Source organism: Streptomyces sp. NPDC052682, assembly GCF_040678435.1.
Lineage (GTDB): Bacteria > Actinomycetota > Actinomycetes > Streptomycetales > Streptomycetaceae > Streptomyces.
In genome coordinates this window covers 30970-54586 of sequence record NZ_JBFATS010000005.1, presented here as the reverse complement: position 1 = coordinate 54586, position 23617 = coordinate 30970, and the positions used below count along the sequence as shown (strand labels likewise).

Sequence of the window (23617 nt, the reverse complement as noted above, 5' to 3'; positions counted from 1 at the left end):
GCCTTCCCTGTCGTGCCCGTTCGGGCCCGGTGGGGCCCTGGGCAGATTTCTACAGCGGGGGTGCGGTGCTGACCAGGCCTGTTGCGGGGCCGATGCTGCCCGCTTGTGCCCGTTCGGCGCGGCCGGTGCCCGCGGCGGACCTGCGGCGGCGCCGGCCGGGGCGTGGGAGCGGGCAGCGGCGGTGCCCGAATGCGGCGGCGGGCGGGCCCGTTCGGTGCCCGCCCGCCTCGCGCGGCGATGTTTTTCGGTCAGAGGTCAGTGGGGCCAGACCGGCGGGTCCGTCACGAAGTGCCCGCCCAGACAGGCGTGCGCCTCGTTCTCCGGGTCCAGCTCGCCCTGCTCGGCGATGAGCTTCTCGGCATACGGCTCGGAGTCGTCCTGCGGTTCGTACCCGAGGGCGCGGGCCGTGCTGAGGTCCCACCACAGGCGGGTGTTGGCCGAGGAGCCGTAGACGACGGTGTGGCCCACGTGCTCGGCGGTCAGGGCCGCGTGGAACAGGCGCGCGCCGTCGGCGGGGCTCAGCCACATCGAGAGCATGCGCACGCTGGTCGGCTCGGGGAAGCAGGAGCCGATGCGCACCGAGACGGTCTCCAGGCCGTACTTGTCCCAGTAGAACTGGGCGAGGTCCTCGCCGAAGGCCTTCGACAGCCCGTAGAAGGTGTCCGGGCGGCGCGGCGTGTCGACCGGGATCAGGGCATCGCGGTCCAGGGGCGGCTCGCCCTGGGGGCGCGGGGTGTAGCCGACGGCGTGGTTGGAGGAGGCGAACACGATGCGCGGCACGCCCTCCTGGCGGGCGGCCTCGTACAGGTGGTAGGTGCCCTGGATGTTCGCCCTGAGGATCTTCTCGAAGGGGGCTTCCAGGGAGATGCCCGCGAGATGGATGATCGCGTCGACGCCCCGTACGGCCTCGCGCAGCGCCTCCTGGTCGGCGAGGTCGGCGGTGATCGCGTCGGGCGCGCCCTCGACGGGGCGCAGGTCCAGCAGGCGCAGGTCGTAGCCGTAGTCGGGGAGCAGATCCCGCATCAGGGTGCCGAGCCCGCCGGCGGCGCCGGTGAGCAGAACGGTGCGGGGAGCGGGCATCCTCGGGTCTCCTTGTATCGGCCGCCGTGCACAAGGGCGCACGTTATTCATAAACGTGGACACGCTAGGGAGCCGGGACGTGACCCGTCAAGGCCAGTGGGGAGTGGTGAATCCGCTGGTGTGTCCGGACTTGGCGCGCTTGACCGCCCTCCCGGGGGGCCTCTAGCGTGAGGGAGTTCAGAAATGTAGACGCAGATCATGAATATGGAACCGGGAGAGCCCGTGACGTCAGCCCCTCTCGCCGCTCGACTCCGTATCCCCAGCGGGCCGCTGTTCTTCCCGGTCACCGCCTTCGGCCCCGACGGCTCCGTGGACCTGGACACCTACCGCGCCCATGTGCGCCGCGGCGTCGAGGCCGAAGCCGCCGCCGTGTTCGCGTGCTGCGGCACCGGGGAGTTCCACTCGCTCGCCCCCGAGGAGTTCGAGGCGTGCGTGGCGGCGGCCGTCGAAGCCGCCCAGGGGCGGGTCCCGGTGGTCGCCGGCACCGGGTACGGCACCGCGCTCGCCGTGCGCTACGCCCGGCTCGCCGAGGCAGCCGGGGCGGACGGGCTGCTCGCCCTGCCGCCGTACCTCGTCCAGGCGCCCCAGCAGGGGCTGCTGCGGCACTACCGGGAGCTGGCCGCCGCCACCTCCCTGCCCGTGATCGTCTACCAGCGCGACAACGCCGTGTTCACGCCGGAGACCGTCGTCGAGCTGGTCGGCACCGACGGGATCGTCGGCCTGAAGGACGGGCTCGGCGACCTCGACCTCATGCAGCGGATCGTCAGCGCCGTACGCACCGAGGTCCCCGGCGACTTCCTGTACTTCAACGGGCTGCCCACCGCCGAGCAGACCCAGCTCGCCTACCGGGGCATCGGCATCACGCTGTACTCCTCGGCCGTCTTCTGCTTCGCCCCCGAGATCGCCGTCGCCTTCCACCAGGCGCTCGACGCCGGGGACGACACCACCGTGCGGCGCCTTTTGGACGGCTTCTACCGGCCGTTCGTGGAGCTGCGCGCCCAGGGCCGCGGCTATGCCGTCTCCCTCGTCAAGGCGGGGGTACGGCTGCGCGGCCTGGACGTGGGGGAGGTGCGGCCCCCGCTGCACGAGCCGGCCGAGGATCATGTCAAGCAGCTCGCTCAGGTGATCGAGCGTGGCTACGCGCTGCTCGAGGAGGACAGGTGAAGGCGTCGGCATTCGTCTACCCCTGGGACGTCAACGGCGACCCCGAGGCGCCCGCCCGGATCGCCGGGCTGGGGGTGCAGCAGGTGACGCTCGCCGCCGCCTACCACTCCACCCGCGCCCTCACGCCCCGCCACCCGCGCCACCGCGTCGTCACCGCCGAACACGCCGCCGTGCTCTACCCCGCGGGCGACCGCTGGCAGGGCCGGGAGCTGCGCCCGTACCCGGCCGGCGACTGGGCGCCCGGGGACGCCTTCGGCGAGGCGGCCGGCGCGCTCGCCCAGGCCGGCCTGGAGGTGCACACCTGGGTGGTCCTGGCCCACAACTCCCGCCTCGGCGCCGAGCACCCGGCCACCTCCGTCGTCAACGCCTACGGCGACCGCTACCCCTGGGCGCCGTGCATCGCGCAGCCCGCCACCCGCGCGTACCTCACCGACCTGGCGGCGGAGGCGGCCGTACGGCCCGGCGCGCGCGGCACCGAGCTGGAGTCCCTCGGCTGGTACGGCCTGCAGCACCTGCACGCCCACGACAAGACCGGCGGGGTCGGTCTCGGGGACGCCGGGCAGTACCTGATGGCGCTGTGCTTCTGCCCGGCCTGCCAGGAGGGCTACGGGCGGCACGGTCTGGACGCCGGCCGGCTGGCCGCCGACGTGCGGGCCGCGCTGGAGCCGGTGTGGCGGGGTGCGCCCTCCGACGGGGGCTGGGCGGGCGTCGAGAAGCTCCTCGGCGAGACCACGGCCGCCGCCACACGCGCGTGGCGCGACGCCACCGCCCGCTCCCTGCAGGAGGCGGCGATCCAGGCGGTGCGCGCGGCGGCCCCGGACGGCTTCCAGGTCCTGCTGCACGCCGACCCCGTCTCGTACCACTGCGGCGCCAACCCGGGCGTCGACCCCGCGCACATCCTGTCCGTCGCGGACGGCGTGGTCGTGCCGTGCGCGGGCGGTCCGGGACTGCTGACGCCGTTCGCGGAGCAGGGGCGACAGGACGCCGTGATCGCGGCCAACTTCACGATCGTCTCGGGGATGGGAGGCAACCCGGACACCCTGGCCTCCGACATCGCACGCGCGCGTGAGCTCGGGGCGACCCAGATCCGGCTCTACCACGCCGGGCTGGCGTCGGACGGGGACCTGGCCGGCGCGCGGGCGGCGCTCGCCCGGCGGTAGGCCGCTGCGCCGACCTGGGGCGGCGGCCCCTGCCCCCGCCGCCCCACGGCCCCTTGCCCGCCAGGTCGGGCGAACCGCCCCTCAAGAGGAGGCCGCCATGCCTTCGGTCTCCCGCACCGGCAGGCGACGGGCCAGCGCCACCGCCGTGACCAGCAGCCCCCCGGCCGGCGGGAGCAACAGCCATCCGAGGGCGACGAGTTCGACCAGGGCCGCACCCACGGCCAGGCCGATGACGTTGGGCGTGAACACCAAGGTGTGGGCGGTGGCGGTGACCCGGCCCAGCAGCGGCCCGGGCGTGCGGCGCTGCACGGCGGTCAGCGCGGCGATCAGCACGCAGGGCAGCCCGGCACCGATCGCCGCGCTGGAGACGAGGGCCGCCGGGTCGCTCGGCACCGCCCGCAGCGCGAGCGCCCCGGCCAGCAGGGCGATGCCGTACGCCGCGAAACGCCTCTCGCCCAGGCGGCGCAGGGCGGGCCCGGTCAGCAGGCCGAGCGCCACGGAACCGGCGCCCTGGACGGCGTACAGCACCCCGGCGTACGGCGGCGCGTGCCCGAGAGCGTCGATGACGGCGTAGGTCAGGGCGCCACTGACACCGGCGCACAGCATCGTGGCGCCGCCGGCCACGACCAGGGGACGCAGGGCGGGGTGCGTCCACAGGTACCGGGCGCCCTCCACCGTCTGTGCCCAGCGGCCGCCGCCGGCCGGTGCGGGGCGGTCCTCGCGTACCCGCAGGCCGGCGCAGAGCGCGGCGGCGAGGAGGAACGTGACCGCGTCCAGCAGGGCCACGGCGGCCCCGCCGTACGCCGCGTACAGGCCCGCGCCCGCCAGCGGGGCCAGCAGCTTCATGCCCTCGGTGGCCGTCATCCGCAGCCCGTTGACGTCGCCGAGCAGGGACCGGTCCACCGCCGTGGCGACCAGCGCCGACTCGGCCGCGTCGTGGACGACGCCCGCGGCGCCGTACACGAACAGCACCGCGTACAGCACCCACACGCCGCCGGCCGAGTCGACGGTGAGGAGGGTGAGCAGCACCCCGGCCAGCAGGAGGTTGGTGCCCAGCAGCAGGGGCCGGCGCCGGGTGCGGTCGGCGACCGTGCCCAGCACGGGGCCCGCCAGGGTGGGCGCCCACATCGCCGCCAGGCACAGCGCGGCCAGCGCGTCGGAGCCGGTGAGGTCCTTGACCCACACTCCGGACGCCAGCCACAGCGCGGACGTGCCGAACCCGGAGACCACCACGGCGGCGAGGCACAGCCCCGCGTTGCGGTCCCGCAGGACGCGCACGACGGCCCACGGCGTCCTCGCCCCTCGCGTTCCTTCGGTTGCTTCCGTTGGCGACCTCGTCATGCCTGGTCATCGTCGGGCTAAGGACCCGGCGCGCGCATCGGGCAGGTGCCGTACAAGACACCGCCCCGTGCAACAGGTGCGCACCCGGGCGATGAGTTCCGCCGGCCGCCGCGGTCCACCCTTCAGGACCTGACGACTCAAGGACCCGACGACCCCGAGGAGCCCCGGATGACCGGCACGACCCCCACCCTCGACCTGGGACCGCAGGCCACCTCGGTGGCCCGCCTCGCCGAGCACGTCACCGACGAGCAGCTCGCGGACCCGACGCCCTGCCCGCGGTACGCGGTGCGCCACCTGCTCGGTCACCTGGCCGGGCTGGCCGCCGCCTTCCGGGACGCCGGCCGCAAGGACCTGGGCGTCACCACCGACACCAGCCCGCAGACCGCCCTTCCCGACATCGGGCCCGGCTGGCGGGAGGAGCTGCCCAAGGTGCTCGACGAACTGGCCGAGGCATGGCGGGACCCGGCCGCCTGGACCGGCATGACCCGCGCCGGGGGCGTGGACCTGCCCGGCGAGGTCGCGGGCCTCGTCGCCACCGACGAGCTGGTCATCCACGGCTGGGACCTGGCCCGCGCCACCGGCCAGGCCTACGCCCCCGACCCCGCGGCCCTCCAGGTCTGCCACGCCTTCCTCACGGCGGCGGCCGACGACCCCGGCCGGGGCGAGATCTTCGGCCCCGTCGTCCCCGTCGCGCCGGACGCGCCGCTGCTGGACCGGACGGTCGGGCTGAGCGGGCGCGACCCGGGGTGGACGCGGCGGCCGTAGCGCTCACCGGGCGCCGGCGCTCCCGTGCGCCGCCCCGGCACCCTCCCGCATTGCGGCGACCACAACTTCCTCTGTCCGAAGCATTGACGAAACACAGCGCCGCTCCTACGGTCATCGCGTCGTACTTCGTACGTCATATATGAGACGCGATACGCGATGTACGCGATCCGACGCGAAGATCCGAGAGGCGCGCATGACCTCTGTGCCCACGCCGATCCCCTCCCGCACGCAGTTCGTGCTGGAGGAGATCAAACGCCGCATCCTCACCGGGCAGCTGACGCCCGGCCAGGCCCTGGTCGAGACCGAGCTCGCCGCGCAGTTCGGGGTGTCCAAGACCCCGGTCCGTGAGGCGCTCAAGACCCTGGCCGGCACCGGACTGGTGGTGATGAGCCAGTACAAGGGCGTCACGGTGCGCATGGTGGACGCGGACATGGCGCGCGAGGTCTACGACGTGCGGCTGCTGCTGGAGCCCGAGGCGCTCAGGCGCGCCGTGCGCCGCGGGGCTTCCCTGGAGGCCGCCCGGGACGCGCTGACCCGGGCGGACGGGGCTACCGACACCGCCGAACGCTCCCTCGCCAACCGGGAGTTCCACCGCGCCCTGTACCTGCCGTGCGGCAACCCGCTGCTCGGCCGGATGCTCGACGAGGTCCGTGACCAGGCCGCCCTCGTCTCCGCCGTCGCCTGGGCCGCCAACCCCTCCTGGGAGCGGGAGGCGAGCGAGCACGAGGAGATCCTGCGGCTCGCCCTGGCAGGCGACGCGGACGGCGCGGCACGTGCCCTGCGCGCCCACATCGCGTCGTTCGTCGAGCGGGCCTTCCCTGCCGTGGGGGCCGAGCTCCAGGGAGAGGACGGTCAGGCATGACAGCGACCTTCGAGGCCCAGCGGGCGGCCCTGGCCGACGTGGTGGCGATCCCGGTGACCCCGTTCGCCGAGGACGGTTCCCTCGCGCGGGACACCTACCGGGCCCTGCTGCGCCGCCTGCTCGACGGCGGCATCACCACCCTCACCCCCAACGGCAACACCGGCGAGTTCTACGCCCTCACCCCCGAAGAGCGCCGCCTGGTCACCGAGTTGACGATCGAGGAGGCCGGGGACCGCTCGGTGGTCCTGGTCGGGATCGGGCACGACGTGCCCACCGCCGTCGCCTCCGCCCGGCACGCCCGGGACCTCGGCGCGCAGATGGTGATGGTCCACCAGCCCGTCCACCCGTACGTCTCGCAGGCCGGCTGGGTCGACTACCACCGCGCCATCGCGGAGGCCGTGCCCGAGCTGGGTGTCGTGCCGTACATCCGCAACGCGCAGCTGACCGGCGCCCGCCTGGCCGAACTCGCCGACGCCTGCCCGAACGTCATCGGGGTGAAGTACGCCGTGCCGGACGCCGTCAGGTTCGCCGCCTTCGCGCGGGACGCGGGCCTGGACCGGTTCGTGTGGGTCGCCGGGCTCGCCGAGCCGTACGCCCCGTCCTACTTCTCCGCCGGCGCCACCGGCTTCACCTCCGGGCTGGTCAACGTCGCCCCGGCCGTCTCGCGGAACATGCTCGACGCGCTGCGCTGCGGCGACTACCCGGGCGCCATGAAGGTCTGGGAGCAGATCCGCCGCTTCGAGGAACTGCGCGCCGCCAACGGTTCCGCCAACAACGTCACCGTCGTCAAGGAGGCCCTCGCCTCCCTCGGGCTGTGCCGCCGGGACGTGCGCCCGCCGAGCAGGCCGCTGCCCGAGCCCGACCGCGCCGAAGTCGCCGCCATAGCCGCCGGGTGGTCCGCGTGACCCAGCCGAAGAAGCGTCCCGAGGAGCTCAGAAGCCACCAGTGGTACGGGACCGGGGGGCTCAGGTCCTTCAGCCACCGCGCCCGCACCCGCCAGCTCGGCTACCTGCCCGAGGAGCACCTGGGCAAGCCCGTCATCGCGATCCTCAACACCTGGTCCGACATCAACCCCTGTCATGTGCACCTCCGTGACCGTGCGCAGGCGGTGAAGCGGGGCGTGTGGCAGGCGGGCGGTTTCCCGCTGGAGTTCCCGGTCTCCACCCTCTCCGAGACCTTCCAGAAGCCGACCCCGATGCTCTACCGCAACCTCCTCGCCATGGAGACCGAGGAGCTGCTGCGGTCGTACCCGGTCGACGGGGCCGTGCTGATGGGCGGCTGCGACAAGTCCACGCCCGCCCTGCTGATGGGCGCCGCGTCGGTGGACCTGCCGGCCGTGTTCGTGCCGGCCGGACCCATGCTGCCGGGCCACTGGCGGGGCGAGGTGCTCGGCTCCGGCACCGACATGTGGAAGTACTGGGACGACAAGCGCGCCGGGCTCATCGGCGACTGCGAGATGCAGGAGCTGGAGAACGGCCTCGCGCGCTCGCCCGGCCACTGCATGACCATGGGCACCGCCTCCACCCTCACCGCCGCCGCCGAGGCGCTCGGCGTGACGGTCCCGGGCGCCTCCAGCATCCCCGCCGTCGACTCCGGGCACGACCGGATGGCGGCCAGGGCCGGGCTGACGATCGTCGACCTGGTCCACCGGGGCCGGAAGCTGAGCGACATCCTCACCGCCGACGCCTTCGAGGACGCGGTCACCACCGTGCTGGGCCTCGGCGGCTCCACCAACGCCGTCATCCACCTGATCGCCATGGCCGGCCGCGCGGGCGTCAAGCTCACCCTCGACGACTTCGACCGCATCGCCCGCAGGGTCCCGGTGCTGGCCAACGTACGGCCCGGCGGACGGACGTACCTGATGGAGGACTTCCACTTCGCGGGCGGCCTGCCCGGGTTCCTCTCCCGGATCCCGGACCTGCTGCACCTGGAGCGGCCCACCGTCGCGCACGACACGATGCGCGAGCAGCTCGCGGGCGCCCAGGTCCACCACGACGACGTCATCCGGCCCCGGGACAACCCGGTCGCGAGCGAGGGCGGGGTCGCCGTGCTGCGCGGCAACCTCTGCCCGGACGGCGCCGTCATCAAGCACATCGCCGCCGAGCCGCACCTGCTCAGGCACACCGGCCCCGCGGTCGTCTTCGACGACTACCGGACCATGCAGCGCACCATCAACGACCCCGCGCTCGGCATCACCCCCGACCACGTGCTCGTGCTGCGCAACGCCGGCCCCAAGGGCGGGCCGGGCATGCCCGAGTACGGCATGCTCCCCCTCCCCGACTACCTGCTCAAGCAGGGCGTACGGGACATGGTCCGGATCTCCGACGCCCGTATGAGCGGCACGAGTTACGGCGCGTGCGTGCTGCACGTGGCGCCCGAGTCGTACGTCGGCGGACCGCTGGCCCTGGTCAGGACCGGGGACCTGATCACCCTCGACGTCGACAACCGCACCCTCCGGCTGGAGGTGGACGACGAGGAGCTCGAGCGCCGCAGGGCGGCCTGGACGCCGCCGCCCACCCGGTACGAGCGCGGCTACGGCGCGCTCTACCACGACCAGATCACCCAGGCCGACACCGGCTGCGACTTCGAGTTCCTGGCCCGGCCGGGCACCGTGCCGGACCCCTACGCCGGCTGACCCGGCCCCGCCCCGGCCCCGGGCCGGCGGCATCCGGACGCGTCCCGAGCAAGCGCTTCCTGCACCCGCTGTATCTGCCCCACTGCGAACGGAGAACAGTCATGGCCCAAGCCGCAGCCGTGGCGAAACCGCCCGCGCCACCGAGGCGGCGCCGTGCCTCCGCCACGCCGCGCAGGCTGCCGTACCTGCTGATCGCCCCGGCCGCCCTGCTCATGCTGGGCTTCATCGCCTACCCGGTCGTCAGCGTCTTCTACTACAGCCTGCAGCACTACAACCCCACCAAGCCGTGGCGGAACGGATACGCGGGCTTCGACAACTTCGTCGAGATCTTCACCAAGGACGACCTGTTCTACGACACCCTGCTCTTCAGCGCGAAGTGGGTGTTCGTCGAGGTCGGCCTGCAACTGCTGTTCGGTCTGGCGCTGGCGCTCATCGTCAACCAGACCTTCGCGGGCCGGGCGCTGGGACGCGCCCTGGTGTTCTCCCCGTGGGCCGTCTCCGGCGTGCTGACCTCCGCGATCTGGGTGCTGCTGTACAACTCCCAGACAGGCATCACCCGTTACCTCGCCGACCTCGGCATCGGCTCGTACGGCACCAGCTGGCTGTCGGACACCTCCACCGTCTTCCCGGCGGCGATCGTCGCCGACCTGTGGCGCGGGGTGCCGTTCTTCGCGATCCTCATCCTCGCCGACCTGCAGTCCGTCTCGAAGGACCTGTACGAGGCGGCCGAGGTCGACGGGGCGAGCAAGCTCAAGCAGTTCTGGCACATCACGCTGCCGCACCTGAAGGACGCCATCATCCTGTCCACGCTGCTGCGCGCGGTGTGGGAGTTCAACAACGTCGACCTGCTCTACACACTGACCGGCGGCGGACCCGCGGGCGAGACCACCACGCTGCCGCTGTACATCGCCACCACCTCGGTGGAGTCCCACAACTTCGGATACGCGTCGGCCCTCACCACGGTCGCGTTCGTGGTCCTGCTCTTCTGCTCGATCGTGTACCTGCGGCTGAGCAAGTTCGGAGGCGAGAAGTGAGCGTCAAGGAAGCCACCAAGACCGCCCCCGCCCCCGTGCGGACGACCGCCCCCGAACCGCAGCGCCCGGCGAGGAAGCACCGCGCCTGGGACGAGGTGCCGCGCTGGCAGATCTACCTGCCGCTGTCGGTCTACCTGGTCTTCACCCTCATCCCGTTCTACTGGATCCTGCTGTTCTCGCTGCGCCCGGCCGGCTCCACCTCGCTGGTGCCCTGGCCGGTCACCTTCGAGCACTTCGAGAAGGTGTGGACCGAGCGCAGCTTCGGCACCTACTTCGGCAACAGCGTCCTGGTCGGCGTCGCCACCCTGGTCATGACGACGATCGTCGCCCTGGCCGGCGGGTACGCCCTGGCCCGGTTCGACTTCCGGGTCAAGCAGGTGTTCCTGCTGGCCCTGCTGTGCTCCCAGTTCGTCCCCGGCGCGCTGCTGCTGGTCCCGCTGTTCGAGATCTTCGCCGAACTGCGGATGATCAACTCGCTGGGCAGCGTCATCATCGCCGAGACGGTCTTCCAGCTGCCGCTGTCGATGATCCTGATCAGCAACTTCATCAAGAACGTGCCGTACTCCCTGGAGGAGGCCGCCTGGGTCGACGGCTGTGGCCGGATGAGGGCCTTCCGGATCGTGGTCCTGCCGCTGCTGCGGCCCGGCCTGATCGCCGTCGGCTCCTTCGCCTTCGTGCACTCCTGGAACCACTTCCTGTTCGCCCTGATGTTCCTCAACAACCAGGGCAAGCAGACCATCCCGGTCGGCCTGAACACCCTGATGAGCGCGGACAGCGTGGACCTCGGCGCCCTGGCCGCCGGCGGCATCATCGCGGCCGTGCCCGTGGTGATCGTGTTCGCCTTCATCCAGAAGTGGCTCATCACCGGGTTCAGCGCGGGGGCGGTGAAGGGATGAGAGTCCGTCTGATCGCCGTGTCGCTGGGCCTGCTGGGGCTGCTGTGCGTCCCCGCCGAGGCCCAGGGCCGGGACATCGGCCGCGACACCCTGCCGGCCGGTGACGGCTGGGCCGCCCACGGCACCGGCACCACCGGCGGCGCCGCGGCCGACGACGCCCACGTCCACACGGTCACCGACCGCGCCGGACTGGTCCGCGCCCTGGACGGCGGCAGCGACACCCCGAAGATCATCAAGATCGCCGGCACCATCGACGCCAACACCGACGACGACGGCGACCACCTGGACTGCGCCGACTACGCCACCGGCGGCTACCGCCTGGAGAAGTACCTCGCCGCCTACGACCCCCGCACCTGGGGCTCCGCCAGGCCCAGCGGCCCGCAGGAGGAGGCCCGGCAGGCGTCGGCGGCCCGGCAGGCCGAGCGGATCGTGCTGCCCGTCGGCTCGAACACCACGCTCGTGGGCCTGGGCGCGAAAGCCGTCCTGAAGGGCGCGAGCCTTCAGGTCCGCAACGCGGACAACGTGATCATCCGGAACCTCGACATCCGCGACGCCTACGACTGCTTCCCCGTCTGGCAGCCCAACACCGGCGGCCTGGGCGACTGGAAGACGGCCTACGACGGCATCTGGCTGACCGGCGCCACCCATGTGTGGGTGGACCACGTCACCCTCAGCGACACAGGCCACCCCGACGAGAAGGAACCCACCTACTTCGCCCGTAACTACCTGCGCCACGACGGCCTGCTGGACATCACCAACGGCTCCGACCTGGTGACCGTCTCCTGGAGCCGGTTCGCCGACCACGACAAGGCGATGCTCATCGGCAACAGCGACGCACTCACCAGCGACCGCGGCAAGCTGCGGGTCACCCTGCACCACAACGCGTTCGAGTCGGTCGTCCAGCGCGCGCCGCGGGTCCGCTTCGGACAGGTGCACGTCTACAACAACCGGTACGTCGTCCCCCCGGACGCCCACGACTACCGCTACTGCCTGGGGGTCTCCACCGAGTCCGCGATCTACGCCGAGAACAACGCCTTCACCACCCCCGGCCACGTCGAGGCGGCCGACCTGGTCAAGAGCTGGAACGGCAGCGCCCTGCACCAGAGCGGCACCCTCTTCAACGGGTACCCGGTCGACCTGCTCGCGATCCACAACGCCTACAACTCCGGCAGCGAGCGCGACCTGACCGCCGACGTGGGCTGGACCCCGGCCCTGCACACGACGATCGACAGCGCCGACGCGGCCGACCGAGCGGTGGCCCGCGGCGCGGGAGCGGGGAGGATCCGATGAACACACCCCTTCCGGTAGTCCTCGCCGGCGCCCGCGGCCACGGCCGCTGGCACCTCGAGAACATCCGCCGCCTCCAGCACAAGGGCCTGGTCCGCCTGGCCGGCGTCTGCGAGCTGACGCCGCTCACCGAGGACGAACTGCACGGCCTCGGCACGCCCGAGCAGTCCGCCGACTTCGGCGCCCTGCTGGACGCCACCGGCGCCCGGATCGCGGTGATCTGCACCCCCATCCCGACCCACACCGACCTGGCGCTCACCGCGGCCGGACGAGGCGTGCACATCCTGCTGGAGAAGCCGCCCGCCCCCTCCTGCGCCGAGTTCCGCCGGATGGCCGACGGGGTCGCGGCGGCCGGGGTCGCCTGCCAGATCGGCTTCCAGTCGCTGGGCTCGCACGCCCTGCCCGCCATCCGCGACCTGGTCGGCCAGGGCGCGATCGGGCAGCTGGTCGGGCTCGGCGGGGCCGGGGCCTGGGTGCGCGACGAGGCCTACTTCCGCCGCGCGCCCTGGGCGGGCAAGCGGCGGCTGAACGGCGCCGACGTCATCGACGGGGCCCTGACCAACCCCCTCGCGCACGCCGTCGCCACCGCCCTCGCGCTCGGCGGCAGCACCCGCGCCGAGGACGTCACCGGCATCGAGACCGAGCTGCTGCGCGCCAACGACATCGAGTCCGACGACACCTCCTGCGTCCGGATCACCACCGCCCAGGGCCACCCGGTCACCGTCGCCGCGACGCTGTGCGCCGAGCACGCCGACGAGCCGTACGTCCTGGTGCACGGCAGCAGCGGCCGCATCACCTTCTGGTACAAGCAGGACCGCGTCCTGCTCCAGCGCGCCGGCCACGGCCCCGAGGAGTACGAGTACGGCCGGACCGACCTGCTGGAGAACCTCGTCGCGCACCTGACCGACGGTGCCGAACTGCTCGTCACACCGGAGGCGACGGGTGCCTTCATGACGGTCGTCGAGGCGATCCGCACGGCCCCCGACCCGGTGCCGCTGCCCGGCGGCGCCTGGCACCGGATCCCCGGCGAGCAGCGCAGGGTCGTGCCCGGCATCGACGGGCTGGTCGCGGCCTGTGCCGACACCCTCTCCCTCTACTCCGAACTGGGCGCCCCCTGGGCGCGCCCCGCGCGCCGGAAGGAGGTGAGCGCCCGATGACCGGCGGCGACACCACCGTCCTGCGCGTCGCGGGCCGCCCGGTCGCCCGGTACGTCACCCGGCCCGAGCTGCCGGCCCGGCTCTCCCCGCGCCCCTACCTGCACCCCGTCACCACCCTGGCCGGCACGGCCGTGACCGAGCTGAGCCCGGCCGACCACACACACCACCTCGGCGTCGGTGTCGCCGTTCCCGACGTCGAGGGGCACAACTTCTGGGGCGGACGCACCTTCGTGCGCGACCAGGGCCCGACCGAGCTGGACAACCACGGCTCCCAGCGGCACGTCGCCTTCCAGCTGCGCGACGAAGACGGCTTCGTGGCGCAGCTGCGCTGGATGGCGGCGGGCGCCGAGGTGCTGCGCGAACGCCGTACGGTCGCGGCGACCGGACTGACCGACACCGCCTGGGCGCTGGACCTCACCTTCTCCCTGACCAACGTCACCGAGCGCCTGGTGTCGATCGGCAGCCCGGCGACGAACGGGCGCCCGGGCGCCGCGTACGGCGGCTTCTTCTGGCGCGCCCGCAAGGAGGCCACGGCCCCGGACGTCTTCACGCCCGCCACCGAGGGCGAGGCCCGGGCGCACGGCAGGCCGGCCGACTGGCTCGCCCTGGCCGGCGCCACCTGGACGCTGGTCTTCGCCGGGGCCACCGAACAGACCCGGCGCGACCCGTGGTTCGTGCGCACCGGGGAGTACCCCGGGGTCGGCTCCTCCCTGGCGTACGGCGAGCGGCTGCCGATCCCGCCCGGGCAGACCGCCGTACGCCGGATCGTCACCGTCGTGGCCGACGGCCGCCTCGACCGGGAGCAGGCCGCGGCCCTCGTCCGCAAGGCGGTGACCCCGTGACCGCCACCGACGAGGCGACCTACACCAACCCCGTCCTGAACGCCGACTGGTCCGACCCGGACGTCGTCCGCGTCGCAGACGACTTCTACCTGACCGCCTCCAGCTTCGGCCGTGTCCCCGGGCTGCCGCTGCTGCACTCCCGCGACCTGGTCAACTGGACCCTGGTCGGGCACGCCCTGGAACGCCTGGAGCCTCAGGAGGAGTTCGCGCGACCCCGCCACGACTGCGGCGTCTGGGCGCCGTCGCTCCGGCATCACGACGACCGCTTCTGGATCTTCTGGGGCGACCCCGACCAGGGCATCTTCCAGGTCAACGCCCCCGATGTGCGCGGCCCGTGGACCCGCCCGCACCTGCTGAAGGCGGGCAAGGGGCTGATCGACCCCTGCCCCCTGTGGGACGAGGAGACCGGCGAGGCCTACCTCGTGCACGCCTGGGCCAAGTCCCGCTCCGGCGTCAAGAACCGCCTCACCGGCCACCGGATGCGTCCCGACGGCACCGAACTCCTCGACGAGGGCAAGGTGATCGTCGACGGCGACCGCATCCCCGGCTGGTTCACCCTCGAAGGCCCCAAGCTGTACCGGCACGACGGCTGGTTCTGGATCTTCGCCCCGGCCGGGGGCGTGGAGACCGGCTGGCAGGGCGTCTTCCGCTCGCGCGGCTTCTTCGGGCCGTACGAGGAGAGGATCGTCCTGGAGCAGAAGGACACCGACGTCAACGGGCCGCACCAGGGCGGTTGGGTGCGTACCCCGTCCGGCGAGGACTGGTTCCTGCACTTCCAGCAGCGCGGCGCCTACGGCCGGGTCGTCCACCTGCAGCCGATGCGCTGGGGGCCGGACGGCTGGCCGGTGCTGGGCGACGACGGCGCCCCCGTCCGGGAACACCGGCGGCCCGGCCTGCCGCCGCAGCCGCCGGCCGCGCCCGCCACCGACGACGACTTCCCCGGCGGACGGTACGGCCGCCAGTGGCAGTGGACGGCCAACCCCCAGGACGGCTGGGCCACCCAGCACTCCGCCGACGGGCTGCGGCTGACCTGCGTCCGCTCGGCCGACGCGCACGACCTGCGCAAGCTGCCGAACGTCCTGACCCAGCGGCTGCCCGGCACGCCCTGCGCGGTCGAGGTGGAGCTGCGCCTGGACAGCCGGGAGGCCGGAGCGCGGGCGGGGCTTGCGGTGCTCGGGGACGCGTTCGGCTGGATCGGGCTGCAGCGGGGGGCCGACGGGACGGTCCATCTGGTGCACCGGTTCGCCGAGGCGGTCGCGGAGCACGAACGCGACGCCGGTCATCCGCGGCTCGCGCCGGAGGGCAGGGCCCGGTTGCGGATCGAGACCGGGCCCGGAGCGCGCTGCCGTTTCTCGTTCGACGTGGGGGAGGGGTTCAGGCCGTCGGGACCGGTCTTCGCCGCCACCCCCTGGCGCTGGGTCGGTGCCCTGCTCGGCCTCTTCGCCGTCGCGCCCGCCGGAGCCGGCCACGCCGGCACGGCGATGTTCACCCAGTTCCGGATCACGCCGTCCTGACCGTTCACACGCCTGTGGGAGCCGCAATGACGCACCTCCTTAGCAAGCGCTTTCCGAGATCGAGGCCCGGGCGGGGCAGGGTCGTGGCCGCCGTGCTCGGCCTGGTGGCCGCGCTGGGCCTCGGATCCCTCGGGGAGGCCCAGGCCGCGCCGGGCCACGCACCCCACGGGCGGGCCCAGGCCGCGCCCGCGGTGTCCCCGTCGTCGTCCGCCGGCCGCTGGACCGAGCGGCCGCATGGCTTCGCCTCCCTCGCCGGCGGCACCACCGGAGGGGCGGGCGGCAAGGTCGTCACCGTCACCGACCAGGCCTCGCTGGCGACGTACGCGGCGGCCGAGGAGCCGTACGTCATCCGGGTCAAGGGCTCGATCTCGGTCGAGCCGTTCGGCTCGGACATCGTGGTCGCCTCGGACAAGACCATCATCGGCGTCGGCGACACCGGCGAGATCGTGCACGGGGAGCTCCACCTGAATCCCGGCACGAGCAACGTCATCATCCGCAACCTGACGATCCGCGACTCCTACGTCGAGGGCGACTGGGACGGCAAGACCACCGACTTCGACGCCATCCAGATGGACTCCGCCGACCACGTCTGGATCGACCACAACCGCTTCACGCACATGGGTGACGGGCTGCTCGACATCCGCAAGGACAGCCAGTACATCACCGTCTCCTACAACCGGTTCACCCACCACAACAAGGCGCTCGGCATCGGCTGGACGAGCAACGTCAGGACGCAGATCACCCTCGACCACAACTGGTTCGCCGGCACCAAGCAGCGCAACCCGTCCGCCGACAACTGCGCCTACGCGCACCTGTACAACAACTACCTCTCCGGCCAGGTGGCCGACGGCGACCCGGTGTGGACGTACGGGAACTGGGCGCGCGGCCGGACGAGGATGGTCATCGAGAACAGCTACTACGACGGCGTCCAGCACCCCTACCAGGCCGACGCGGCCGCCGAGCTGGTGCAGCGCGGGTCGATCCTGCGCAACACGACAGGGCGGCACGACGCGTGGGGTGCCGCGTTCGAGCCGCGGGAGTTCTACGCCTACCGGCTGGACCCGGCCGCCGCCGTGCCCGCGCTGGTCAAGCGGTTCTCCGGCCCGCAGCGGCGGATCGGTGTCACCCTGCGCGTCCCGGCGGACTACCCGACCGTGCAGGCCGCCGTGGACGCCGTGCCCGACGGCAACGACGTGCCGGTGACCCTCGCGATCGCGCCGGGCACCTACCGCGAGAAGGTGGTCGTCCCCGCGGGCAAGCCGCACCTGGTGCTGCGGGGGACCGGACGGCACCGGTCCGACACGGTCATCGTCTACGACACACCCGCCGAGTACGGCGGCTCCACGGGGAGCGCGACCGTCCGGATCGCCGCGAGCGACGTCACGGCCCGCCATCTCACCTTCAGCAACGACTTCGACGAGGCCGCGCACGAGCTGAAGGGCGAGCAGGCGCTGGCGATGAAGACGACCGGCGACCGCATCGTCTTCGAGGACACCGCCTTCCTGGGCAACCAGGACACCCTGATGACCGACAGCCCCAAGCTGACCACCGTCAGCCGGGTCTACATCCGCGACTCCTTCATCGAGGGCGACGTCGACTTCATCTACGGCCGGGCCACCACCGTCATCGAGCGGTCGGTGATCCGGGCGCTGAGCCGGGGTTCGACGACGAACAACGGCTACATCACGGCCGCCTCGACCTGGAAGGACAACCCGTACGGGTTCCTGATCACCCGGTCGAAGGTCGTCAGCGACGCGCCGGCCGGGAGCTACCACCTGGGGCGGCCCTGGCACCCGGGCGGCGAGCCGGACGCCGTCGCGCAGGTGGTGTTCCGGGACACCGAACTGCCCGCCGCCGTCAAGGCCGCGCCGTGGACCGACATGGGCGGTTTCTCGTGGCGGGACGCGCGGTTCGCCGAGTACCGGACCTTCGGGCCGGGTGCGGCCGTGACCGCCGACCGGCCGCAGCTGAGCGACGCCGAGGCACGGTCGTACACCGTCGCCCGCTACCTGAACGGGTCGGACGGCTGGGCGCCGTACGACCGGCACTGACCCCCCACACCCACCGCACATCTCCGTTGGATCCAGAAGAAGAGAGCCGACCGATGAAGATCAGCAATCGCAGCACCAGCACAGGAAGGCGCCGGACGTCGGCTGCCGTCGCCCTGGGGGCCGTGCTCGCCCTGACCGCCACCGCCTGCGGCGACGACGGCAGCGGCGGCGGTGAGGGAGCCGAGGGCAGCGGCAAGGGGAAGATCGTCTTCTGGGACAACAACGGCGGTGTCCGCACCGACATCTGGAAGGAGATCATCGCCGACTTCGAGAAGGCGAACCCGGACATCGACGTCCAGTACGTGGGGATCGCCTCCACCGAGTACCAGTCCAAGGTCGACACCGCCATCCAGGGCGGCGGCCTGCCGGACGTCGGCGGTGTCGGCGCGGCCATGCTCGCCGGGTTCGCCGCACAGAACGCGCTGGAGCCGCTGGACGGCCGGCTCGCCAAGTCCTCGCTGAACGGCAAGCTCAACAAGGACATGATCGAGTCGCTGAAGGCGGCAGGCGGCGGGGACGACAAGCTGTACTCGATCCCGACCTCCGCGAACAACGGTGTCCTGTACTACCGGACCGACCTGTTCAAGAAGGCGGGCCTGGCCGAGCCGACGACGTGGGAGAACTTCTACAAGGCCGCGGAGAAGCTCACCGACAAGAGCAAGAACGCGTTCGGGTACACCATCCGCGGCGGTGCCGGCTCCATCGCCCAGGCGCTCGACGCGATGTACGGGCAGTCCGGGATCACCTCCTTCTGGGACTCCAGCGGTGAGAAGACCACGGTCAACGACCCGAAGAACGTCGCGGCCCTGGAGAAGTACGCGGGACTGTACAAGAAGGTCACTCCGGCCGCCGACCTCAACAACGACTTCACCAAGATGGTCGCGCAGTGGGACTCCGGCACGATCGGCATGCTCAACCACAACCTCGGGTCGTACCAGGACCATGTGAAGGCGCTCGGGGTCGACAAGTTCCGCGGTGTTCCGCAGCCGACCGGGCCGGGCGGCAGGCGGGTGCAGGTGTCCAACCCCGTCGACGGGCTCGGCTTGTTCAAGAGCTCGAAGAACAAGGAGGCCGCCTGGAAGTTCATCGAGTTCGCGCTGTCGCACGAGGTGAACTCGAGGTTCAACGAGTCGGCGGGCCAGGTGCCGGCCAACCTCGAGGCGGCGAAGGACCCGTGGATCGAGAAGGCCGAGCCGACGAAGCTGGCCGCGCGGGCGCTGAGCGACGGCTCCACGTCGATCGTGCAGCTGCCGTACTACCTGCCGGACTGGAACACCATCTCCAAGGCCGACAACGAGCCGAACTTCCAGAAGGTGCTGCTCGGCAAGCTCAGCGCCAAGGACTTCCTGGACAAGATGGCCGAGCAGCTGAACGAGGCGCAAAAGGAGTGGAAGCAGCAGAACGGTTAGGTCCGCGCCGGGTTGTGTCGTGGGGGCGGTCGGTGGTCCGCGGACCGCGGCCGTCCCCGGCCGGGCGCGCGGCAACCGTTGCGCGCCCGTTCGAGGCTCGCTGAAGAAAGGCATGATGTGTCGCTCAGCCGGAGGCAGGTGAGCGCGGCCGCTGTCGCCGCCGTCCCTCTCGTGTACGCCATGACCGGTACCGCACAAGCCGGCCCGCGCCGCTCGCGTACGGTGTACATCGCCGGTGATTCCACCGCCGCCCAGAAGTACGCCGACGCGGCGCCCGAGACCGGGTGGGGGATGGCGCTGCCGTTCTTCCTCGCCGGGGACCGGCCGGTCGCCAACCACGCGGTGAACGGACGCAGTTCGAAAAGCTTCGTCGACGAGGGACGGCTGGAGGTGATCCTCCGGCGGATCCGGCCCGGCGACCTCCTCCTCGTCCAGTTCGGCCACAACGACGAGAAGGTCAACGACCCCGCCCGGTACACCGAACCCTGGACCACGTACCAGCAGTATCTGCGGATGTACATCGAGGGGGCCCGGGCGCGTGGGGCGCGGCCGGTGCTGGCCACGTCCGTGGAGCGGCGGAAGTTCGACACGGCCGGCACGGCGCTGCCGACCCACGGCGATTATCCGGCGGCGATGCGGGCGCTCGCCGCGCGGGAGGGCGTCGCGCTGCTGGACATCCAGGCGCTGTCCCTCGCGCTGTGGCAGCGGCTCGGGGCGGAGGAGACGAAGAAGTACTTCAACTGGACCGCCACCGAGCAGGACAACACGCACTTCAACCCGCCCGGCGCGATCGCCGTGGCCCGGCTGGTGGCGCGGGAGCTGCTGCGCACCCGGGTGCTCGCGCCGCGCGAGGTGCGCCGGCTGGACGAGGAGATCCCCGAGTCGTGGATCACCTGGCCGGAGGCCACCGCGTGACACCCACCGACCCGACAAGAGAGAGCCGCATCATGAGCGTACGTGGATGGCATGATCATGACATGAAGAGGGTCGCCGCCGTGGCCGGCTGTGCCGCGCTGGTGGTCGCGCTGACCGGGACGGCCGCCCAGGCGGGGGGCCGAGACCTCGGTCGCGAGGTGCTCGCCGCGCAGGACGGCTGGGCCGCGGAGGGCACGGGGACGACGGGCGGGTCGGCCGCCGACGCCGAGCACGTCTACACCGTCACCACCTGGGCCGGGTTCAAGGCCGCCCTGGCGGACGGCGGCAGCGCACCCAAGATCATCAAGGTGAAGGGTGTGATCGACGCCGTCTCGCAGGGCTGTGACGCCTTCGCGGCCGAGGGCTACGACTTCCAGCAGTACCTCAAGGATTACGACCCGGCCGTCTGGGGCCACGACAAGCCCGTCAGCGGCGTCCAGGAGGACCTGCGGGCCGCCTCCGCCGCCCGCCAGGACAAGGAGATCAAGGCCGCCGTCCCCGCCAACACCACCATCGTCGGCGTCGGGAAGGGCGCGGCGATCCGCGGCGGCAGCCTCCAGATCAGGGCCGTGGACAACGTCATCGTCCGCAACCTCGCCATCGAGGCACCCCTCGACTGCTTCCCGCAGTGGGACCCCACCGACGACAACCACACCGGCGCCTGGAACTCCGAGTACGACGCCGTGGTGGTGTACGGCTCCACCCATGTGTGGATCGACCACAACACGCTCACCGACGGGCGCTACCCCGACAGCTCCCTGCCCTCCTACTTCGGCAAGGTCTTCCAGCAGCACGACGGGCTCCTCGACATCGTGCGCGGGGCGAACCACGTCACCGTGTCCTGGAACGACTTCGCGGACCACGACAAGACCATGCTGATCGGCAACAGCGACAGCGCCGCCGCCACCGACAGCGGCAAGCTCAAGGTCACCCTCCACCACAACCTCTTCCGGGGCATCGTGGAGCGGGCGCCGCGCGTCCGGTTCGGTCAGGTCGACGCGTACAACAACCACTTCGTCGTGACCAGGACCCAGCAGTACGCCTACACGTTCGGCATCGGCATCGACTCGCGGTTGTACGCCACGGACAACGCCTTCTCGCTGCCGTCCGGGGTCAGCGCCGCCAAGACGCTGAAGAAGTGGAAGGAGGCGCCGCTCACCGCCGCGAACAACTACGTCAACGGCAGGCTGACCGACCTCATCGCCGTCCACAACGCGGAGATCCCCGCGGAGACCCTCCAGTCGGGCGCCGGGTGGACGCCTGCGCTGCGGACGAAGGTCGACCCGCCCAGGGCCGTCCCCGGCATCGTCGACGCCCGGGCGGGCGCCGGGCGCGTGTGCTGAACCTCCCCCCGAACCGGCCGGGGCGGACCGCACGCCGCCCCGGCCTCCCCTCTCCCCACCCGCACGAGCCCTGAACCGCTGCCCGTACCGCGTCAGCCGTAGACCACCGACCACGGGCGAGGCGAGTCGTCCGGTGGGGGAGGGACGCTCTCGCGCCGCCGGGTTGCCGTGTGGTCGCGGGCCAGGACGTCGGCCGCGAGGTCCGCGAAGCGGCGCGCGGCGGGGTGGGCTCCGCGGCCGGCGGGCCAGGCCCCGCCGATGCGCAGGGTGAGGGGGCGGCCGGCCAGGGGCCGCCAGGCGACACGCGGCTCCTTGCGGGCCACCGGCCCCTGGTCGAAGGCGACGCCGTGCCCCGCCACCACCAGGGCGAGCAGGAACTCCGGATGGGAGGCGTGCCGCAGGCGGCCGGGGACGAAGCCTTCGGCACGGCACACATGGAGGATCCGGTCGTACCAGCCGGGTGCGTGGGCGCGCGGGAAGAGCAGCAGGTCGTGGCCGGCCAGGTCGCCGAGTGTCACCTCCGGCAGCCGGGCCAGCGGCGAGGTACGGGGCAGGACGACCCCCAGATCCAGAAAGACCTCGCGGCCGAGCTCCAGTTCGGTGGCGTCGACGGGGTGGTGCACGAGTCCGACGTCCAGGCCGCCCGAGGACAGCAACCGCACCTGCTCCTCGGTGGTGACCTCCTGCAGGTCGACGCAGAGTTCGGGAGCGTGCTCCGCGCAGGCGGAGAGCAGCGCGGACAGCACGGCGGCCGTGGTGTCGGGCGGTACCCCCGCGCGGAGCGTCCCCAGGCCGCCGTCGGCGGCGCGGCGGGCCAGGACGCGCAACCGCTCCTCCCGGGCCAGGAGCTCGTGGGCCTCCTCCAGCAGTGCCGCCCCCGCGGCGCTCAACCGGACGCCGCGCTGCGAGCGGTCGAACAGCTGCGCACCGAGTTCCTTCTCCAGCCTGCGGATCGCCTGGCTGAGCGGCGGCTGCGCCATGCCCAGCCGCTCGGCTGCCCGGCTGAAGTGCAGCTCGTCGGCTACGGTGACGAAAAGACGCAGGTGGCGCAAGAGATCCACGATCAAGAATCGTACGTGAGTGCCGCTGGGGGACGGATCCGTCGGCCGGGGGCGGCGGATCGATGCCCCCGGACGAGCCGAGGGCAAGGGGGAATGAGTGATCGAGGCGCGGATCCGCGACGTCTTCGCCGAGGTGGGGGCCGAAGCGCACCTGCACGCGGTCCCCGTTCCGGCGCGCACGGGGTCCGCCGGGCAGGCCGGCGCGCAGCGCGGCACCCGTGAGGTCGCCGTAGGCGCCGACGACCTCGTGGTGATCGCCTCGATCTTCAAGGTCCTGCTGGTGCTGGAGTTCGCCCGGCAGGCCGTCGCCGGCCAGCTCGACCCGCGGGAGCGGGTGCGGGTGACCACGGCCGACCGGCTCGGCGGCTGGGGGACCGCCGGCTGTCTGGACGACGTCGAGCTGTCGTTGCGCGACCTGGCCCACTTCGCGATGTCGGTCAGCGACAACTCCGCGGCGGACCTGCTGCTGGCCCGCGTCGGCCTGGACACCGTACGGCTGCTCGCGGCGGAACTCGGCCTGGAGCGGACCCGGATCGTGGGCGGGCCACGGGAGCTGCTGGAGTCGATGCTCGCGGAGGTCGGGGCACGCGACGAGCGGGAGTTCGCTCTGCGCTACCCGGCCCTGCCGGACGAGCGGAAGAGGGCACTGGCCGTCCTCGATCCCCGCCACACCACGGCGAGCACACCCCGCGAGATCACCCGCTTGCTCGGGCTCATCTGGAGCGACGCGGCCGGACCGCCGCAAGCCTGCGCCCACGTACGTGACCTGATGAGCCGGCAGGTGTTCCGCCACCGGCTGGCGTCGGGCTTCCCGGACGACGTCACGGTCGCGGCCAAGACCGGCACCCTGCCGGGGCTGCACATGGAGGCGGGCGTCGTGCGCTATCCCGACGGCGGGTGTTACGCGATCGCCGTCTTCGCCCGCACCCACGACCTGGCCGCATCCCGCCCCACGGTGGATGCCGCGATCGGCAAGGCCGCCGGAATCGCGGTCGGCTTCCTGCGCGCAGGCCGCGACGGCCGGTGACCAGATCACATATGCGTTCGCGTATCACCGGGGATCAAGTCTGGTCTTGGACAGGGGAGTTCACGCTCTGATCTG

20 protein-coding genes are annotated in these 23617 nt (G+C 72.3%); 17 read left to right on the top strand and 3 right to left on the bottom strand.

From position 1 onward, the window contains the following. Positions 1-255 precede the first annotated feature (255 nt). Positions 256-1080: an NAD(P)-dependent oxidoreductase gene (locus AB0K80_RS09080; protein ID WP_365667397.1), complete on the bottom strand. Its 825-nt coding sequence runs from the start codon at positions 1078-1080 to the stop codon at positions 256-258. Between the two features lie 222 nt (positions 1081-1302). Between AB0K80_RS09080 and AB0K80_RS09075 the strand changes: the two genes are divergently transcribed. Both AB0K80_RS09075 and AB0K80_RS09070 read left to right on the top strand, forming a co-directional pair. Further along, positions 1303-2244 carry a 5-dehydro-4-deoxyglucarate dehydratase gene (locus AB0K80_RS09075; protein WP_365667395.1) on the top strand — a complete coding sequence of 314 codons (942 nt, stop codon included), beginning with the start codon at positions 1303-1305 and terminating at the stop codon, positions 2242-2244. Then, on the top strand, positions 2241-3404 hold the full coding sequence (locus AB0K80_RS09070) for a hypothetical protein (protein WP_365667393.1): 1164 nt from the start codon (positions 2241-2243) through the stop codon (positions 3402-3404). The genes AB0K80_RS09075 and AB0K80_RS09070 overlap by 4 nt, the downstream gene beginning before the upstream one ends. Positions 3405-3485: 81 nt before the next feature. Here the strand turns inward: AB0K80_RS09070 and AB0K80_RS09065 are convergent, their stop codons facing one another. After that, complete coding sequence (locus AB0K80_RS09065; RefSeq protein ID WP_365667391.1) at positions 3486-4745, bottom strand: MFS transporter; 1260 nt, start codon at positions 4743-4745, stop codon at positions 3486-3488. Between the two features lie 168 nt (positions 4746-4913). On the opposite strand from AB0K80_RS09065, the gene AB0K80_RS09060 reads away from it, so the two are divergent. From AB0K80_RS09060 to AB0K80_RS08995, 14 genes are all read left to right on the top strand, one after another. Continuing rightward, entirely contained in the window at positions 4914-5510 is a 597-nt protein-coding gene (locus AB0K80_RS09060) for a TIGR03086 family metal-binding protein (protein WP_365667390.1), read from the top strand. Between the two features lie 193 nt (positions 5511-5703). After that, positions 5704-6372 (top strand): GntR family transcriptional regulator, encoded by a 669-nt coding sequence (locus AB0K80_RS09055; RefSeq protein WP_365667388.1) that lies wholly within the window; start codon positions 5704-5706, stop codon positions 6370-6372. Further along, positions 6369-7277: a dihydrodipicolinate synthase family protein gene (locus AB0K80_RS09050; protein ID WP_365667387.1), complete on the top strand. Its 909-nt coding sequence runs from the start codon at positions 6369-6371 to the stop codon at positions 7275-7277. The genes AB0K80_RS09055 and AB0K80_RS09050 overlap by 4 nt, the downstream gene beginning before the upstream one ends. Then, positions 7274-9007 carry an L-arabinonate dehydratase gene (araD, locus tag AB0K80_RS09045; protein WP_365667385.1) on the top strand — a complete coding sequence of 578 codons (1734 nt, stop codon included), beginning with the start codon at positions 7274-7276 and terminating at the stop codon, positions 9005-9007. Before AB0K80_RS09050 ends, araD begins: the two co-directional genes overlap by 4 nt. A 101-nt stretch (positions 9008-9108) precedes the next feature. Then, entirely contained in the window at positions 9109-10041 is a 933-nt protein-coding gene (locus tag AB0K80_RS09040; RefSeq protein WP_365667383.1) for a sugar ABC transporter permease, read from the top strand. Next, complete coding sequence (locus tag AB0K80_RS09035) at positions 10038-10937, top strand: carbohydrate ABC transporter permease (protein WP_365667381.1); 900 nt, start codon at positions 10038-10040, stop codon at positions 10935-10937. Before AB0K80_RS09040 ends, AB0K80_RS09035 begins: the two co-directional genes overlap by 4 nt. After that, on the top strand, positions 10934-12226 hold the full coding sequence (locus AB0K80_RS09030; RefSeq protein WP_365667379.1) for a pectate lyase: 1293 nt from the start codon (positions 10934-10936) through the stop codon (positions 12224-12226). The genes AB0K80_RS09035 and AB0K80_RS09030 overlap by 4 nt, the downstream gene beginning before the upstream one ends. Continuing rightward, positions 12223-13380 carry a Gfo/Idh/MocA family oxidoreductase gene (locus tag AB0K80_RS09025; RefSeq protein ID WP_365667377.1) on the top strand — a complete coding sequence of 386 codons (1158 nt, stop codon included), beginning with the start codon at positions 12223-12225 and terminating at the stop codon, positions 13378-13380. The genes AB0K80_RS09030 and AB0K80_RS09025 overlap by 4 nt, the downstream gene beginning before the upstream one ends. After that, a complete protein-coding gene (locus AB0K80_RS09020) occupies positions 13377-14222 on the top strand; it encodes a PmoA family protein (RefSeq protein ID WP_365667376.1) in 846 nt (281 codons plus the stop codon). Before AB0K80_RS09025 ends, AB0K80_RS09020 begins: the two co-directional genes overlap by 4 nt. Beyond that, a complete protein-coding gene (locus AB0K80_RS09015) occupies positions 14219-15736 on the top strand; it encodes a family 43 glycosylhydrolase (RefSeq protein WP_365667375.1) in 1518 nt (505 codons plus the stop codon). The genes AB0K80_RS09020 and AB0K80_RS09015 overlap by 4 nt, the downstream gene beginning before the upstream one ends. Positions 15737-15762: 26 nt before the next feature. Then, complete coding sequence (locus AB0K80_RS09010; RefSeq protein WP_365667373.1) at positions 15763-17787, top strand: pectinesterase family protein; 2025 nt, start codon at positions 15763-15765, stop codon at positions 17785-17787. A 53-nt stretch (positions 17788-17840) separates the two neighbouring features. Next, positions 17841-19196 (top strand): sugar ABC transporter substrate-binding protein, encoded by a 1356-nt coding sequence (locus AB0K80_RS09005; RefSeq protein ID WP_365667371.1) that lies wholly within the window; start codon positions 17841-17843, stop codon positions 19194-19196. Between the two features lie 117 nt (positions 19197-19313). Further along, positions 19314-20111: a rhamnogalacturonan acetylesterase gene (locus tag AB0K80_RS09000; RefSeq protein ID WP_365667370.1), complete on the top strand. Its 798-nt coding sequence runs from the start codon at positions 19314-19316 to the stop codon at positions 20109-20111. Between the two features lie 32 nt (positions 20112-20143). Next, positions 20144-21454, top strand: coding sequence for a pectate lyase (locus AB0K80_RS08995; RefSeq protein WP_365667368.1), 1311 nt, complete (start codon positions 20144-20146; stop codon positions 21452-21454). A 92-nt stretch (positions 21455-21546) separates the two neighbouring features. On the opposite strand, the gene AB0K80_RS08990 is transcribed toward AB0K80_RS08995, so the two are convergent. After that, entirely contained in the window at positions 21547-22515 is a 969-nt protein-coding gene (locus AB0K80_RS08990; RefSeq protein ID WP_365667366.1) for a LysR family transcriptional regulator, read from the bottom strand. Between the two features lie 97 nt (positions 22516-22612). Here AB0K80_RS08990 and AB0K80_RS08985 point away from each other — a divergent pair, with 97 nt between their 5' ends. Then, positions 22613-23542, top strand: a complete 930-nt coding sequence (locus AB0K80_RS08985; RefSeq protein ID WP_365667364.1) for a serine hydrolase — start codon at positions 22613-22615, stop codon at positions 23540-23542. Positions 23543-23617: the final 75 nt, after the last annotated feature.

Excerpts from the sequence above, each read along its gene's own strand:
- AB0K80_RS09065 (WP_365667391.1), bottom strand. The coding sequence starts at position 4,745 with ATGACGAGGTCGCCAACGGAAGCAACCGAAGGAACGCGAGGGGCGAGG.
- AB0K80_RS09060 (WP_365667390.1), top strand. The coding sequence starts at position 4,914 with ATGACCGGCACGACCCCCACCCTCGACCTGGGACCGCAGGCCACCTCG.
- AB0K80_RS09050 (WP_365667387.1), top strand. The coding sequence starts at position 6,369 with ATGACAGCGACCTTCGAGGCCCAGCGGGCGGCCCTGGCCGACGTGGTG.
- AB0K80_RS09025 (WP_365667377.1), top strand. The coding sequence starts at position 12,223 with ATGAACACACCCCTTCCGGTAGTCCTCGCCGGCGCCCGCGGCCACGGC.
- AB0K80_RS09040 (WP_365667383.1), top strand. The coding sequence starts at position 9,109 with ATGGCCCAAGCCGCAGCCGTGGCGAAACCGCCCGCGCCACCGAGGCGG.
- AB0K80_RS09080 (WP_365667397.1), bottom strand. The coding sequence starts at position 1,080 with ATGCCCGCTCCCCGCACCGTTCTGCTCACCGGCGCCGCCGGCGGGCTC.
- AB0K80_RS09005 (WP_365667371.1), top strand. The coding sequence starts at position 17,841 with ATGAAGATCAGCAATCGCAGCACCAGCACAGGAAGGCGCCGGACGTCG.
- AB0K80_RS09030 (WP_365667379.1), top strand. The coding sequence starts at position 10,934 with ATGAGAGTCCGTCTGATCGCCGTGTCGCTGGGCCTGCTGGGGCTGCTG.
- AB0K80_RS09010 (WP_365667373.1), top strand. The coding sequence starts at position 15,763 with ATGACGCACCTCCTTAGCAAGCGCTTTCCGAGATCGAGGCCCGGGCGG.
- AB0K80_RS09055 (WP_365667388.1), top strand. The coding sequence starts at position 5,704 with ATGACCTCTGTGCCCACGCCGATCCCCTCCCGCACGCAGTTCGTGCTG.
- AB0K80_RS09020 (WP_365667376.1), top strand. The coding sequence starts at position 13,377 with ATGACCGGCGGCGACACCACCGTCCTGCGCGTCGCGGGCCGCCCGGTC.
- AB0K80_RS08995 (WP_365667368.1), top strand. The coding sequence starts at position 20,144 with ATGAGCGTACGTGGATGGCATGATCATGACATGAAGAGGGTCGCCGCC.